The organism is Corallococcus llansteffanensis, assembly GCF_003612055.1.
In the GTDB taxonomy this organism is placed as follows: Bacteria; Myxococcota; Myxococcia; order Myxococcales; family Myxococcaceae; genus Corallococcus; species Corallococcus llansteffanensis.
Genome location: NZ_RAWB01000243.1, coordinates 1 through 14,273 on the forward strand (window position 1 = coordinate 1; position 14,273 = coordinate 14,273).

Here is a 14,273-nt window from a genome sequence, read left to right on the forward strand (position 1 = left end):
GGATCTGGGCCCCCGGGGAGGCGCGGCGGGGACCGCGATTGCTCCTTCGTATGGACAGGAGCGGGTGTGGCTGATGCACAAGCTCAACCCGGACGCGCGGGCCTATCACACGCAGGCCGTGTTCCGGCTGGGGGGCGCGCTGGACATCACCGCCCTGCACGCGAGCCTCACCGACATCGTCCGGCGCCATGACGTGATGCGCACCCGCTTCCCCGAAGTGGATGGGGAGCTGCGGTGCGAACTGGAAGCGCCCTGGGAGGTGGAGGTCCCGCTCCAGGACTTCAGCGACGTGGGGGAGGCGCTGCTCGCGGCCCGGGTCGGCGAGGCCGTTCGCGCCGTGGTCCAGGCCTCCTTCGCGCTGGCGGAAGGCCGGCCGTTCCGCTGGCGGCTGCTCCGGTTGGGTGCGCAGGAGCACGTCTTCGTCCATGTCGAGCACCACGTCGTGCACGACGGCTGGTCGTTCAACGTCTTCGTCCGCGAGCTGATCAACGGCTACGCCGAACACGTACGCCACGGTCGGGTGCGGCGCCCGGCGCTCGCGGTGCAGTACTACGACTACGCGCGCTGGCAGCGGGAGTGGGTGGGCACCGAAGCCGCCCACGCGCAGCGCCGCTTCTGGCGTCAGGAGTTGGAAGGGGCGGAGACCCAGCTCCAGCTCCCGCGCCGCGCGTTGCCCGGGACGAGGCGGTTTCGCGGGGTGGCGCCCCGGATGGAGCTGGACGGAGAGCTCGCGCGCCGCCTGCAGGACCTGGCGGACCGGAACAACACCTCGCTGTTCACCACGCTGCTCGCGGCGTTCTTCGTCCTCCTGCACCGCTACACCGGCTCGAAGGATCTCCTCGTTGGCTCCGCGGTCGCCAACCGGCGCTGGCAGGACACCGAAAGCCTGCTGGGCATGTTCGTCAACACGGTGGTGCTGCGCGGCCGGCTGCACGACGACCCGTCCTTCGAGTCGTTCCTGGCGCGGGTGCGAAAGACAGCCCTGGAGGTCTACGACCACCAGGAGCTGCCGTATGAGCTCATCTTCGCGGAGTCGCCCGCGCGGCATCAGGGAGGCCTCAACCCGTTGATCCAGGCGATGTTCAACTTCCACGACACGCCCGTGGGCACGCTCGAAGCCGCGCCGCTCGACGTCACCATCGTGGAGGGGCTCAGCAACGGATCGGCCAAGTTCGAGCTCTCCGTCGTCGCGGTGCCCCTCTATGCCGAACCGGGGTACACCAGCCGGCTGGCCGGGGACGTGGTGAGCATTCCCCGCTCCGACACGACCGTGCGCTCCAGTCCCCGCGCGTCGCTGAGCGGCATCCTGCTCGCGTGGGAGTTCGACTCCGACCTCTTCGAGGACTTCTTCATCACGGGCATGTTGTCCGCGTACCAGGAACTGCTGCGCTCCATCACCGCCGCCCCCGACACGCGGGTGTCCAGACTGGCCCTGGTGGACGAAGCGGACCGGCGGGCGCTCGTCGTCGCGGGCCCCCGGCGGGAGTTCCCCGCGAAGCGGTTGACCGGGTTGGTTCAGGAATGGGCGGAGCGCACGCCGGACGCACTCGCCGTGGCGTCGGGCCCGGTGCCCCTGTCCTACCGCGCGCTCCTGTCCCAGGCCGAGCGGCTGGCGCGGCACCTGCGGGGGATGGGAGTCGGCCGCGAGGACCGGGTGGCGGTGTGCATGCCGCACGCGGCGGAGCTCGTCGTGGCCCAGTTGGGCGTGCTGCTTTCGGGCGCGGCCTTCCTGCCGCTGGATCCCGGTCATCCTCCGGCCCACTTGCGGCGGCTCGTGCGGGACGCGGACGCCCGCGCCGTGGTCACGACGGCGGGACTGGCCGATCGGATTCGAGGTGTCCCGGTCGTCCTGCTGGAGGACGTGCCGGAGTCTCCCGGTGTCGCGCTGCCCGAGGGAAGTCCCTCCGACCTGGCGTATGTCATCTACACGTCCGGTTCGACGGGCCAGCCCAAGGGTGTGCAGGTCGAGCACCGTTCGGCGGTGGCCCTCCTGCACGGCACGGAGACGCTGGAGCTGGGGCCGGGCAAGACGATGCTGGCCCTGATGCCGGCCACCTTCGACCCTTCGGTGCTGGAGGTCTGGGGCGCCCTGGTGAATGGCGCGGCGATCCACTTCCTGCCGCCCGGCTGGGACGTGCCAGGGCTCGCGCGGTGCCTCATCGACCAGCGCATCACGCACGTGGTGATTCCGCCCGCGGTGCTGCCCCAGTTGGTGGCCGGGTTTCCGGAGGCGTTCGACTCCCTGGAGCGGGTGGTGATTGGTGGAGACGTCTTCTCCCCGGACGTGTTCCGCGCGCTGCGGCGCCGGGGCTTCACGAAGGCGATGAACGTCTACGGGCTCACCGAGACGACCATCATGGCCAGCGGCCAGCGGCTGGAGGACTGGCACGACACCGGGGCCGCGAGCCTGCCCATCGGTCGGGCCCTCTCCAACGTCCACCTCGCCGTGCTCGATGCGTCCTCGCAGGTCGTGCCACCGGGTTGCGTGGGAGAAATCTGCATCGGTGGTCCCGGCATCGCGCGGGGGTACGTGGGCCTGCCGGGACTCACCGCCGAACGGTTCGTGGCGGATCCGTTCGCGCTGCTTCCCGGCGCGCGGATGTACCGCAGCGGAGACCTGGGCCGGTGGCTTCCCGGGGGCGTGCTCGAGTTCCTGGGCCGCCGGGATGAGCAGGCGAAGGTCCGGGGCTTCCGGGTGGAGCTGGCCGAGGTGCGGGCGGGGCTTTGCGCCCATCCCGGCGTGGCGGACGCCCTCGCGGTCATCGCCCCGACCGGCGGCGAGCCGCGCGTCGTGGGGTATGTCATCGCCGCGCCAGGAGTCGAGCTGTCGGGGCCCGCCGTTCGCGAGGCGCTGGCGCGCGGGCTGCCCGGTCATCTGGTTCCCTCGGAGGTCGTGGTGCTCGAGTCGTGGCCGGTGAACCTCCACGGGAAGATCGACCGTGCCCGCCTGCCCGCGTCGGGACAGCGCACGCGGACATCCACGGCACCGAGGACCGACTCCGAGGTCCGCATCGCCGCGATGGTCGCCGAGCTGTTGAACCTGCCCCAGGTGGACATCCACGAGAGCCTGCTCGCGCTCGGCATGCATTCGCTGCAGGCCATGCGGCTCGCCTCGCGGTTGAGCCGGATGGTGGGGCGGGAGGTCGGGCTCGCCACCATCCTCGCGGGCCCGACGGTCGCGCAACTGGCGGATGCGCTCACCCTCTTGCCGGTCGCCCCGCCCACGATTGGAAGGCTGCCCCGCGCATGACGACCGCGTTCCCCATGTCGTTCGCGCAGCAGCGGCTGTGCTTCCTGCACCGGGTGGACCCTACGGGGGCCGCCCACGGCGCCATCCGCTGCTACCGGGTGACAGGACCGCTGGACACCCGCGCCCTTCGTGAGGCCCTGGACGTGCTGGTGGCCCGGCACGAACCGCTGCGGACGGTCTTCCCCCTGGGCGCGCACCAGCACGTGTCACCGGACGGACGCGGCCAGATGCACGTCGTGGACGTGGCGGACGAAGCGGAGGCGCTGCGGCACGCGGAGGCGGAGGTGGCCCGGCCGTTCGACCTGGAGCACGGCCCGCTGCTGCGGCTCACCGTGGCGAGGTTGGATGCGGCGACGCACTTCCTCGTCTTCGCGTCGCACCTGCTGGTGGCGGATGGTTGGTCGCTGCAAATCCTCTCCGAGGAGCTGGCCATCGCCTACCGGGCGGCGGTTCTCGACGAGCCCACCCGGCTGCCCGAGCTGCCCGTGCAGTACGTGGACTGGGCCGCATGGCAGCGGGAGCAACTCACCCCTTCCCGGCGCGAGGAGCTGTCGCGCTGGTGGCGGGAGCGTCTGTCGGGGGTGCCCCTGGTGCTGGACCTCGTGGCACCCCGTCCCGCGCTGGGGCGGGGCCGTCGCGCGCATCGCGTGCTTCCCGCCGAAGTCACGCGGGCGGTGCGTGCCTTCGCGGGCGCCGAGCGTCAGACCGTGTTCACGGTGCTGGCCGCCGCCTGCGGCATCGTGCTCGGTCATCGCGCGGGCCGGCGGCAGGTGCTGTTGGGGCTGGCCGTGGCCAACCGCGACCTGCCGGAGGTCGAGCGCGTGCTCGGCTTCTTCGTCAACACCGTCGTGCTTCAGGTGGACCTGCGAGGCGACCCCGACTTTCGCGAGCTGCTCGGCCGGGTGTCCGAGGCCACGACGGCCGCGTACGCGCACAAGGACCTGCCCTTCGAACAGCTCGTCGCCGACCTCGCCCCCCCGCGGGATCCGACCCGGTCCCCGGTCGTCCAGGTGAACTTCGCCTACCACCCGGTGGGTACGGCGGGGGCGCTGGCGCTGCACGGTTGCACCGTGACGGAGCCCCTGCTGGACCTTCCCACCGCGAAGTTCGAACTCACCCTGCGCGTCGAGGACCGTGCCGACGGGCTGAGCACCGTGTGGGCCGAGTTCGACGAGAGCCTGTTCGACCCCGCCTTCATCGACGGCGTGCTGGCGGCCTACGAAGAGGTCCTGCGCGCCGCGGCTCCCGGTGTACGCGTCGCGGGCCTGCTCTGCGCACGGACCGGGACCGAACAGCGCCTCACCCGCATCTTCGCCGACGTGCTGGGTGTCGACTCGGTCGACCCCTTCGACGACTTCTTCCGGCTCGGCGGCCATTCCCTCCAGCTTGTCGAGATCGCGGCGCGGATCCGGACCGAGCTGGGCCGTGACCTCGGACTGCGCGAGCTGTATCAACACCCCACCCCGGCGGGAGCCGCTGCCCGTCTTGAGCAGACAGGAGCATCACGATGAGCGATTCCTATCCTTTGCCCAAGGACTGGCAGCACCCGTTGGACCCTCCGCCCGAGTACAAGCGGCTGCGCAAGGAGGCGCCGGTGTGCCCCGTCCGGACCTGGGACGGCAACACGCCGTGGTTGGTCACCCGCTACGAGGACGTCCTCGCGGCCCTGGGTGACCCGAGGTTGAGCCTGGACTCCTCGCTGCCGGGATTCCCCCACACGTCGCCCGCCTCGGCGGCCCGGCAGGGCCGTCCCCTGCCGTTCCCATTCCTTCCCGACGCGGAGTACCGGACGCAACGGGCCATGTTGGTGCCGGAGTTCGTGCCCCGGCGGATGGAGTCCCTGCGACCGCGGATCCAGGCCACCGTCGACGAGGTCCTGGACGCGATGCTGGCCGGTCCGCGTCCCGCCGATTTGATCGCGGGCTTCGCGCTCCCCGTGGCCATGCGGATCATCTGCGATCTGCTCGGCGTGCCCCGGGCGGATGCGGAGCACCTGCACGTCCTCAGTCGCACCATCGGGTCCCGCACCTCGTCACGGGAGGTGGCTGAAGGGGCCCTGGACGCACTGGATGGCTATTTCCAGAAGCTGCTGGACGCGAACAAGGCCCAACCTGGCGACACGCTCGTCGGGCGCATCGTGGCCGAGCAGGTGTTGCCGGGACGGTTGAGCGAACGGGATGCGGTCGCCATGTTCCATGCGTTGTTCTACGCGGGGCACGGTCCGTCCGCGTACATGATGGGCATGGGCGCGCTGGCCCTGATGCTGGAGCCGGAGCAGCGCGGCGTGTTCGTCGCGATGGAAGACCCCGGGGAGATCGCCGCGGCCGTCCAGGAGCTGCTGCGCTACGTCACCGTCTCGCACATCGGGCGGCAGCGCGCGGCCACGCAAGACATCACCATCGGAGGGCAGCTCATCCGCGCCGGTGAGGGCGTCCTGGCCCAGCCGGACTCGGCCAACCGGGACGAGTCCGTCTTCACGGATCCGGACCGCCTGGACCTGCGCCGTGAGCCGCGCCACAACTTCGCGTTCGGTCACGGCATCCACCTGTGCACGGGGCGCATGCTCGCGCTCATTGAGCTCGAGGTGGTCTTCCTCACGCTGTTCCGGCGCATCCCCACCCTGCGACTGGCCGTGCCCCTGGACCAGGTCGCCTTCAAGCAGAACGAAAACCTGCTCGGCGCGCACGAGCTGCCGGTCACCTGGGAGCCCTCCGCGGGCCGGACGGTGGAGCAGACGTAGGGCTCCTCTCCGTTGTGTGTCAGGCCGGTGGAGCGCTCCACCGCCTGCAGGCCGACACGGCGGTGCACGTTGCCCGTGCTCGTGTCGGCCGCGCGTCCCATGTCCATGCATTGGGCACGGTCATGATTCCCCCTCCCTTGCCCCCGAACCTCGAGTCGCGCCGCTCCCAGATGTTCCCCGTCCTGGACGCCCGGGACCACGAGCGCATGCAGCGCTTCGGTGAGGTCCGGCACTTCCGTGATGGAGAGTGCCTCGCCGCCGCCGGGCAACCGAGCCCCGGGATGTTCGTGCTCTCCCAGGGCCGCGTGGCCCTCTCCCGGCGCGATGGCCTGGGACACTCGATTCCCATCGTGGAGGAGGGCCCGGGACAGTTCCTCGGTGAGGTGGCCCAGCTCTCCGGACGCCCCTCGCTCGTCGACGCTCACGCGGTGGGCGAGGTGGAGGCGCTGGTCATCCCCCCGCACCGGCTGCGTGCGCTGCTCGTGGCGGAGGCGGACCTCGGCGAGCGCATCATGCGCGCCCTCATCCTGCGCCGCGTGGGCCTGCTCGAGACAGGTGCCGGGGGGCCCGTCCTGGTGGGCCCTCCCGAGGGCGCGGGCAGGGTTCGCCTGGAGGGCTTCCTCTCGCGCAATGGCCACCCGTACCTCGCGCTGGATCCGGCGCAGGGCGGCGAGGCGGCCTCGCTGCTCGAGCGCTACTCGCCCCGCGCGGAGGAGCTCCCGCTCGTGGTGTGCCCCGATGGCTCGGTCCTGAAGAACCCCTTGGAGAGCACCCTTGCCCGAGCGCTCGGCCTGCTCCCGGAGGGGGCCTTCGAGACGCGCTATGACGTCACCGTGGTGGGCGCGGGTCCCGCGGGGCTCTCCACCGCCGTGTACGCGGCCTCCGAGGGGCTGCGGGTGCTCGTCCTGGATCAGCGGGCCTTCGGGGGACAGGCGGGCGCGAGCTCGCGCATCGAGAACTATCTGGGTTTCCCCACGGGTATCACCGGCCAGGCGCTCACCGCGCGCGCCTATGTGCAGGCGCAGAAGTTCGGCGTGGAGATGGCCATCCCGGCGGAGGTCGCCTCCCTGCGCTGCGCGGCCTCGGGTGAGCCGCTTGCGCTCGAGCTGACCGACGGGCGGAGGGTGCGCACGCGGACCGTGGTGGTGGCCAGCGGCGCACGCTACCGCCGTCCCGCGCTCGCGAACCTCGGCCAGTTCGAGGGCCGTGGGGTCTTCTACTGGGCCAGCCCCATCGAGGCGCGCATGTGCGACGGCGAGGAGGTCGTGCTCGTCGGCGGTGGCAACTCCGCGGGCCAGGCGGCCGTGTTCCTCGCGGGCCACGCGCGTCGGGTCCGCGTGCTCGTGCGTGGTCGGGAGCTCGCCGCGAGCATGTCCAGCTACCTCGTCGAGCGCCTGGCCGCGTCCCCTCGCATCGAGCTGGTGATGGAGACGGAGGTGGTGGCGCTGGCGGGCTCGGACGAGCGCGGCCTGCGGAGCGTGCGCTGGCGGCACCAGCCCAGCGGGCGGGAGGAGGAGCACGACGTGCGCCATCTCTTCCTCTTCATCGGGGCGGATCCGGCCACGGAGTGGCTCGCGGGCTGCGGTGTGGCGCTGGACGCAAAGGGATTCGTGCGCACGGGCGCGGCGCTCGGCGAGGAGCCGCTCCAGACGGAAGCCTGGGAGGCCACCGGGCGGGCGCCGTTCACGTTCGAGACGAGCCTGCCCGGCGTGTTCGCCATCGGCGATGCGCGCTCGGACTCCGTCAAGCGCGTGGGCACGGCGATCGGCGAGGGCTCGGCCGTGGTGGCCCAGCTGCATGCCTGCCTGACCTCCGCCGCCGCGGCGGAGCGTCGGGGCGCCGAGCGGCCGCCACGCGCGTTGCGACAGGCCCCCTCACATCCCCATGTTCGACACCAGGGGGCCAGCGGACGGATGCCCCCACACGGAGCGCGAGCCATGAAGAAGGTCTGTCCACACCTGGAAGTGACCGAGCATCACCGGACGGCTCCCATCCACCCCAGTGGCCACGGATGTATGGAATGTCTGAAGGACGGAGGTGACTGGGTCCACCTCAGGATGTGCCTGACCTGCGGGCACGTGGGCTGCTGCGACGACTCGCCGTCACGCCACGCGACCCGGCACTTCCACGCCAGCTCCCACCCGGTCATCAAATCGTTCGAGCCTGGGGAGGACTGGGCCTGGTGCTTCGTGGACGAGCAGCTCCTTGAGCGGATCCCCACCTTCCCAGGCGAGTCGCCGCCGGTGCACTACTCGGCCCCCATGAGCGCGCCCTAGGCACCTGGCCTCGGACGCCTGCGCGACCTTCTTTGAGCATTCGAAGACACGCGGTCGGCCCACCGGGGCTTGGACCGCGGTCTGCGTTGGCACGTCCACGGACGCCGCCTACCCTCAGGTCCACCTGCGCCACTCGCGCCGGCGACTCGAATCCCCGGGGGGCCATGAACGCTCAGCGCTTCACTGAACCGAACCTGCGCCGGCTGGGCCTGCTCTGTGCCCTCGGGGCACTGCTGGCGGTCTGCACTCCTTCATCCAACGACGTTGTCTCCAGGGACGAGAAGCCGGCCGACGCTTGTGACAAGCCCACGATCGTCCTCGTCCACGGCGCCTTCGCCGATGCATCCGGCTGGGCCGGCGTGATCGCGCCGCTGCGGCAACAGGGCTACACGGTCTACGCGTTCGCGAACCCCTTGCGCAGCATCTCCGGTGACGCGGAGTACCTGCGGTCCTTCCTGAGCACTCTCACCGGCCCCCTCGTCCTGGTCGGCCACTCCTATGGCGGAGCGGTCATCACGAACGCGGCCACCGGGAACCCGAACGTGAAAGCGCTCGTGTACGTCGCCGCATACGCACTCGACGGGGGGGAGACCCTCCTGGCCGCCAACGCGCTCGGCGGTGGCCAATCCGAGCTCGGCGACCACCTCGTCTTGCGCCCCTTCCCTGGGGGCGGGACCGTGGATGCTGACGGCTACATCGACCCCGCCTTCTTCCGCGAGCTCTTCGCGGGCGACCTCTCCGAGATGGACGCGGCGGTGCTCGCCGCCAGCCAACGCCCGGCCGCCGCCTCCGTCTTCGCGAACCCCTCCGGCCCGCCCGCGTGGAAGGACCTTCCGTCCTGGTATCTGATTGCCCGCGACGACCACACCATCCCGCCCGAGGCCCAGCGAGTCATGGCCCAGCGCGCTGGCGCCCAGTCCGTCGAAATCCAAAGCTCCCACGTCGCGATGATCAGCCACCCGCACGTCGTGACGGAGCTGATCGGCGAGGCCGCCGGGTGCCGTTGATGACCTGCGATGCGGACCCCAGTGGGGAGACCCTGGCGGTGTTGTCTGCCATTGCCATTCGCGCTGTTACTTTTTCGTGACAAAAAGGACTAGCTCGAAATAATTTGAAATCTGTACCTTGTGGAATTTTTGAGGCACAACGCACGCTGCGTTCGCCCGCCCCTGGCTGAGGGCCTCCGAGCGTGAGCCGCGGGGCATCCCTGGACCGATGCCAGGGATGTCCTGCTTGTGTTTGACGCGTGCCTCAAAGGACTCCACACCATGTTGCTCTCCCGCACCGACTCCGTGCGTGCCCTTCGGGGCGCGTTGCTGTCCTCCCTGTTGCTTGCTTCGAGTGCCTTCGCCGACGAAGGGGCCCGCGCTTCCTTCACGACGAGCAGCGAAGATGCGCACTGGGGCTATGACCAGACCCTGAGCCCGGAGCACTGGGGCGAACTGCCGGGCGACGCGGTCTGCGCGCAGGGCGTGGCGCAGTCGCCCATCGCGCTGGTGACCGCGGGTGCCGCCCACCCGCGCCTGGACGTCCCCAGCTTCCACTACGCCACCAGCCGCGTGCGCATGCTCAACACGGGGCACACGGTGCAGTTCACCTACGACAGTGGCAGCACCATCCGGGTGGGGTCCAACGAGTACAAGCTGGCGCAGTTCCACTTCCACACGCCCAGCGAGCACACGAAGGACGGCGTGGAGTACCCGCTCGAGCTGCACCTGGTGCACACGGACGCGAATGGAACGCCCGCCCTGGTCGTCGGAGTCCTCATCGAGGAAGGCGCGGTGAACGCGGCGCTGTTCACGGCCTTCCGGCACCTGCCCCGGCACATGGGGGAGGAGAGCGCGCCCGCGGGGGCGCTCCTCAACGCGAGCGCGCTGCTGCCGCACGACAAGGCGTTCTTCCAGTACGCGGGTTCGCTCACCACGCCCCCGTGCACCCAGGGGCTCCAGTGGTACGTGATGAAGCAGCCCCTCCAGCTGTCCGACGCGCAGATCGCCGCGTTCGAGCGGCTGCCGCACCTCAACCCGAACAACCGCCCCCTGCAGCCGCTGAACGGGCGCACCGTCGGCGCGCACTCCGGGCGCTGAGGGACACGCCAGGCGCCGGCCGGTTCCTGCGCGCCAGCGCGGCGGGGTAGGGCCTGGCCCCGTCGCGCTTCGGCGCCTTTGGCAGCTCGGCCATCGGCTACCTGGCGGCACTGGCGGGACCGAGCCGCGGTGTCGCTGGAGGCCCTGTTGCAGGGCGGTGCTGGCGTCTCGAGCGCGGTGCAGGCGGTGGTGGACTGGTACGGCCCCACGGACTTCGCGGACGGACTCGCAGCTCCTGGCGCGAGGCTATGGCCCGGGCTCGGCGCAGCACGGCCAACCGGACTCGCCGGAGAGCCATCTCGTGGGCTGCACGGTGGGGGACGCCAGCTGCCAGGTGAAGCCCGCGGTCGTGCCCTCCACGCCGCAGGCGGTCTGTTCGAGTTTCCAGGTCGTCGGCAATTACAGTTCGACACCGCGGGCGCGCTGCTCGACGCGGCGTACCTCTACGAGCGCTCCGGCGGGCGGTTGCCGCTGCGCACCTGGAGGCTGCTGCGCTCGGTCATCCAGACCACCGCCCGCCGCTGGCGCGAGCAGTTGGGAAACTTCCCGCAGGCCTTCAGCCACCTGGGCCTCATCAGCGCCGCCGCGCGCATCGACCGGGTGCTCAGGCTCCGGGACGAAGGGCAGTCGGAGCCCCCGCACCTCCTGGAGCCCGAGCCGCCACCCATTGAATGAAGTCCGATTCCCTGACGCTCGCCGTCGCCGGGTTGGAGCATCGAGGTCAAGGCGCTGCGCGTCCGCCGATCTCCGGGAAGCGCTCATAGGCCCGCTTGAGCGCGTCCAGGTGGGAGGGGTTGTCCAGGTCGAGCGGCGCGTCGGTGAGCTGCACGACCCACCCGCCTGACGGTGTGCGACGCGCTCGCTTGAGCAATTCAGAGTCGCGGGCGGGGTCCGGGAATCTGATGACCTTCGCGGCAGCAGCAGACCAATAATTCAGCCACCCAAGGAAGCCGGGGATCTCAGGCACGGGTAGCTTCGCCGGAAGGTTGAGCATGGGAAGACCACGGGGTGAGCGCTCCGGCCCATGCGTGGAACGGCGCATCTGCTGCGCGACTTCCGAGCCGTAACCATATGGCGACGCGTGTCCCCAAAACGAACGTGCCCCTTCTGCCATGGCCTCAAGCATCATTGCCGCTGCCTCGTGCACAGGATGATCCAGTGGCATTTCCGCATGTACTTCAAACTGGGACTGACCGCCTGGCTTGAGCAGTCCCGATCTTCCCCACCCCATAACCGTTACGGGCTTGATCTCGTTTCCGTTGCATAGGGTTGGGAATCCCCCGTCCTCAATACTTTCCAGAAGCCACGCGTCGCGCTGCGGCAATGCGATGGGGCGACCACTGTCGGAGAGCCGCCACTCCAGCCGCAAGCCGGGGAGTACCTTTTCCATGCCATGAATGACATCAAGCGTGCGGGCATCCCTGCCCACGAGCGCAGGGGCATAGACGATGAGGGTGACGGGACTGGGCTGGGTCATCGTGTGCACCCCGTGACGACGACATTGAGCGAAAAGTCCGCTTCGAGCAGCGCGAGTTTGTGCGCTTGACTGCTCACCCCAACAACGAAATCGTATCCACACGCATCTGCGACTGCACGCTCCTTCTCCAATTGCTTGAGTTCCTTCTCAATTTCTTTCTTCCGGATATAGGTGTTGTACGAATCAAACTGATGGGTCTTGATCTCCCATAGCACACGCACGCCGACTTGCAGTGCATCGAAGCGCACTCCGCCCACGAGCACGTCCATTCCAGGATAACGGTTGGGCGGGAAATTGTCGGCGCACTCATTATGCGGGTCGTCCTCGCCCGCGTGGGGCACTGGAACAGGCTCGCAACTGGCACGTCCCGCCCGGTCCAAGGGCACAGGTGGCATTGGGGGCTGCCAGTCCTGCCCCGCTGGCTCCGGCTCTAGCTTGGGCTTCCGTTTCGCTACGGCTTCCCGGGGGGCCGCCTTTGTTCCGCGCGAGGCCCCTGCTTCCTCGGGGTAGGCGTGGCGGAGTTCATACGCATCCAGCGCTTCTTTGATGGCGACGGCGACCACCACCACGCCAAGGACGATCACGGCTCCCACAACGATCTCAGGAGCCACCAGAACGCAGAGCCCGATTCCCATGGCACCAGCGCCAGCGGAGGCGACCGAGCATCTTCCCGCGGTGTCGTGGAACTCGATCCGGTCATGGTCGAGAGCCTGATAGCACCTCTCCACCAGGACGGGCCAAGGCTGGGAAGCCTCGCGGACAACGCACCGTCCGCCGTCCCTCCAGGGCAGAGCCGCCGCACGCTGGAGGTTGGCGAGTCTCTGGCTCCGGGTTCTCCGCGTGCTGGGAGGCGGCGTCGACGTAGCGCAGGCCGAGAGGAAGAGTAGGAGTGCGATGCAAGCGCGGAAACGCATGACCACGGCCTTTCAACCCAACCAGGGATCTACGAAGCAGGGAGGGCCCGGCGCGGGATTCGGCCTGATCAGCGTCGCCGCCGCGCATCGACCGCGCGCTCAGGCTCCGAGACGAAGGGCGGTCGGAGCCCTCCACCTCCTGGTGCCCGAGCGGCCATCCATTGAATGACCGTGTTCTTCCTTGACCCGCCCCTACCTCCAGGTTGCCACCTGCTGGGCGGCCCTGGCGAGCGCCACGACCTCTTCCTGTCCCAGCGTCACCTGCTGCTCGAGCAGGGACGGAACCAGCTCGTGATCCCTCAGGACCGGGACGTTCCGCGGCGGATGCTTCACCACGAGATCCGCGTCCACGAAGACCAGCAGGCTCTGGACCCAGAGCGAACGGCGGCCCGTCGCGTCGATCAGCTGCTCACGGATCCGTTTGGCCTCTGCTTCGCCCTTCTCCACGTAGTCCTTGCTGTAGCCGCCGACCTTGATGACAGCTCCGGCGACCCACACGGTCTGTTGGAGGAGTTTGGTGTTGATGACGTAGACGCCCGGCGGCCCAATCACGAGATGATCCACGTTCGCGCCGTTCCGGCCAATCTTGACGTCGTGCTGGATGAACCAGCCACGCGGACGCAGTGCTTCGAGGAGCATGCCCACGCGCTCCTCTCCTTCGGCGCCGCGTCCCCAGGCCCGCTCGTCGGTGTTCATCCCGAAGAGCCGCGTGAAGAACGTCTTGATGGGCGCCGCCTTCGCGAGCTCGTTCTGCTTCTCCCGAGCGCTCTCGCCTGCCCGGCGTACGGAGAACTCAGCGGCGCGTGGAACGTCCTTCTCATTTCGGCGTCTCGGCATGACTCCCCCATCCATGGCCTTGGCTGAGCCGGAATCATTATACCCCGCTCGGGGGGATTCTCCCGAAGTGATGGGCGACCCATGGAGGCGCCATGCGAATGTGCGTCCTCGTCCTGCTGCCTCTGTTTGTCTTGACTGCGTGTCTGAGGGCGGGGCCTGGGCCGCCTTGGCAACCCCATCTGCAAGCCCCAGACGTCGGTGGAAGTGACTCCGGCGCGGTGTAACGACGGGGGCCAAAGGGAGCATCGCTCCGCCCCACTGCTGGCCTGGTGAGCGAGGCGCGAACGAAGCTGTCGGCTCCTGCGAACGCGCTCACAAGTGCATATCGATCCTGGTGTCCATGCGAATCCATGTTGGAAAGAGCAGCTCGTCCCATTGCGATACTGCCGCTCGGGAAGCGAGCCAGGAGGCACTGCGCGGAGCGGACGATCCCTCCTTCGCCCTCGTCCTGTGCACGGACCAGTACGACACGGGGTGCCTCGCGTCCTCGGTCCGGCGGGAGCTGGGGGACATTCCCTGGGCCGGGTGCTGCGCGGCGGGGGTCTTCGCGGACAACGAGCTGTTGCTCCAGGGGTTGGTGGTCGCCCTCTTCTGCGGAAGGGACTTCCGCGTCGGAGTGGGCATGGGCGGGCCGGTCAGTGTGGATCCCAGGGGGGCCGGGCGCGCCGCGGTGGCACAGGCGGTCGAGAAGC

The 14,273-nt window shown here is 69.5% G+C and carries 11 protein-coding genes; 8 read left to right on the top strand and 3 right to left on the bottom strand.

The features are described from left to right. The 7 genes from D7V93_RS22210 to D7V93_RS46165 form a co-directional block, all read left to right on the top strand. The coding region (locus tag D7V93_RS22210) for a non-ribosomal peptide synthetase (protein ID WP_120645328.1) at nucleotides 1-3,250 on the top strand (3,250 nt) is incomplete at its 5' end. After that, on the top strand, nucleotides 3,247-4,761 hold the full coding sequence (locus D7V93_RS22215; protein ID WP_120645321.1) for a condensation domain-containing protein: 1,515 nt from the start codon (nucleotides 3,247-3,249) through the stop codon (nucleotides 4,759-4,761). The genes D7V93_RS22210 and D7V93_RS22215, both read left to right, overlap by 4 nt. Beyond that, the gene (locus tag D7V93_RS22220) at nucleotides 4,758-5,990 is read left to right on the top strand and encodes a cytochrome P450 (protein ID WP_120645322.1); all 1,233 of its coding nucleotides are present in this window, start codon (nucleotides 4,758-4,760) and stop codon (nucleotides 5,988-5,990) included. Before D7V93_RS22215 ends, D7V93_RS22220 begins: the two co-directional genes overlap by 4 nt. Nucleotides 5,991-6,127: 137 nt before the next feature. Continuing rightward, nucleotides 6,128-8,266 (top strand): FAD-dependent oxidoreductase, encoded by a 2,139-nt coding sequence (locus D7V93_RS22225; protein ID WP_372338336.1) that lies wholly within the window; start codon nucleotides 6,128-6,130, stop codon nucleotides 8,264-8,266. Nucleotides 8,267-8,430: 164 nt separating this feature from the next. Next, nucleotides 8,431-9,273: an alpha/beta fold hydrolase gene (locus tag D7V93_RS22230; RefSeq protein WP_120645324.1), complete on the top strand. Its 843-nt coding sequence runs from the start codon at nucleotides 8,431-8,433 to the stop codon at nucleotides 9,271-9,273. Between the two features lie 261 nt (nucleotides 9,274-9,534). Beyond that, a complete protein-coding gene (locus tag D7V93_RS22235; protein WP_120645325.1) occupies nucleotides 9,535-10,353 on the top strand; it encodes a carbonic anhydrase in 819 nt (272 codons plus the stop codon). A gap of 129 nt (nucleotides 10,354-10,482) precedes the next feature. After that, nucleotides 10,483-11,028: a hypothetical protein gene (locus D7V93_RS46165; protein ID WP_208723108.1), complete on the top strand. Its 546-nt coding sequence runs from the start codon at nucleotides 10,483-10,485 to the stop codon at nucleotides 11,026-11,028. Between the two features lie 46 nt (nucleotides 11,029-11,074). Here D7V93_RS46165 and D7V93_RS22245 read toward each other — a convergent pair whose 3' ends face one another. From D7V93_RS22245 to D7V93_RS22255, 3 genes are all read right to left on the bottom strand, one after another. After that, nucleotides 11,075-11,830, bottom strand: a complete 756-nt coding sequence (locus D7V93_RS22245) for a DUF5953 family protein (RefSeq protein ID WP_120645329.1) — start codon at nucleotides 11,828-11,830, stop codon at nucleotides 11,075-11,077. Continuing rightward, nucleotides 11,827-12,744 (bottom strand): DUF6310 domain-containing protein, encoded by a 918-nt coding sequence (locus tag D7V93_RS22250; protein ID WP_120645326.1) that lies wholly within the window; start codon nucleotides 12,742-12,744, stop codon nucleotides 11,827-11,829. Before D7V93_RS22250 ends, D7V93_RS22245 begins: the two co-directional genes overlap by 4 nt. A gap of 192 nt (nucleotides 12,745-12,936) precedes the next feature. Then, nucleotides 12,937-13,581, bottom strand: a complete 645-nt coding sequence (locus tag D7V93_RS22255; protein ID WP_158623820.1) for a nuclease-related domain-containing protein — start codon at nucleotides 13,579-13,581, stop codon at nucleotides 12,937-12,939. A gap of 340 nt (nucleotides 13,582-13,921) precedes the next feature. On the opposite strand from D7V93_RS22255, the gene D7V93_RS22260 reads away from it, so the two are divergent. Next, the coding region (locus tag D7V93_RS22260; RefSeq protein ID WP_279636936.1) for an FIST N-terminal domain-containing protein at nucleotides 13,922-14,273 on the top strand (352 nt) is incomplete at its 3' end.

Excerpts from the sequence above, each read along its gene's own strand:
- D7V93_RS22215 (WP_120645321.1), top strand. The coding sequence starts at position 3,247 with ATGACGACCGCGTTCCCCATGTCGTTCGCGCAGCAGCGGCTGTGCTTC.
- D7V93_RS22245 (WP_120645329.1), bottom strand. The coding sequence starts at position 11,830 with ATGACCCAGCCCAGTCCCGTCACCCTCATCGTCTATGCCCCTGCGCTC.
- D7V93_RS22220 (WP_120645322.1), top strand. The coding sequence starts at position 4,758 with ATGAGCGATTCCTATCCTTTGCCCAAGGACTGGCAGCACCCGTTGGAC.
- D7V93_RS22230 (WP_120645324.1), top strand. The coding sequence starts at position 8,431 with ATGAACGCTCAGCGCTTCACTGAACCGAACCTGCGCCGGCTGGGCCTG.
- D7V93_RS22235 (WP_120645325.1), top strand. The coding sequence starts at position 9,535 with ATGTTGCTCTCCCGCACCGACTCCGTGCGTGCCCTTCGGGGCGCGTTG.
- D7V93_RS22250 (WP_120645326.1), bottom strand. The coding sequence starts at position 12,744 with ATGCGTTTCCGCGCTTGCATCGCACTCCTACTCTTCCTCTCGGCCTGC.
- D7V93_RS22255 (WP_158623820.1), bottom strand. The coding sequence starts at position 13,581 with ATGCCGAGACGCCGAAATGAGAAGGACGTTCCACGCGCCGCTGAGTTC.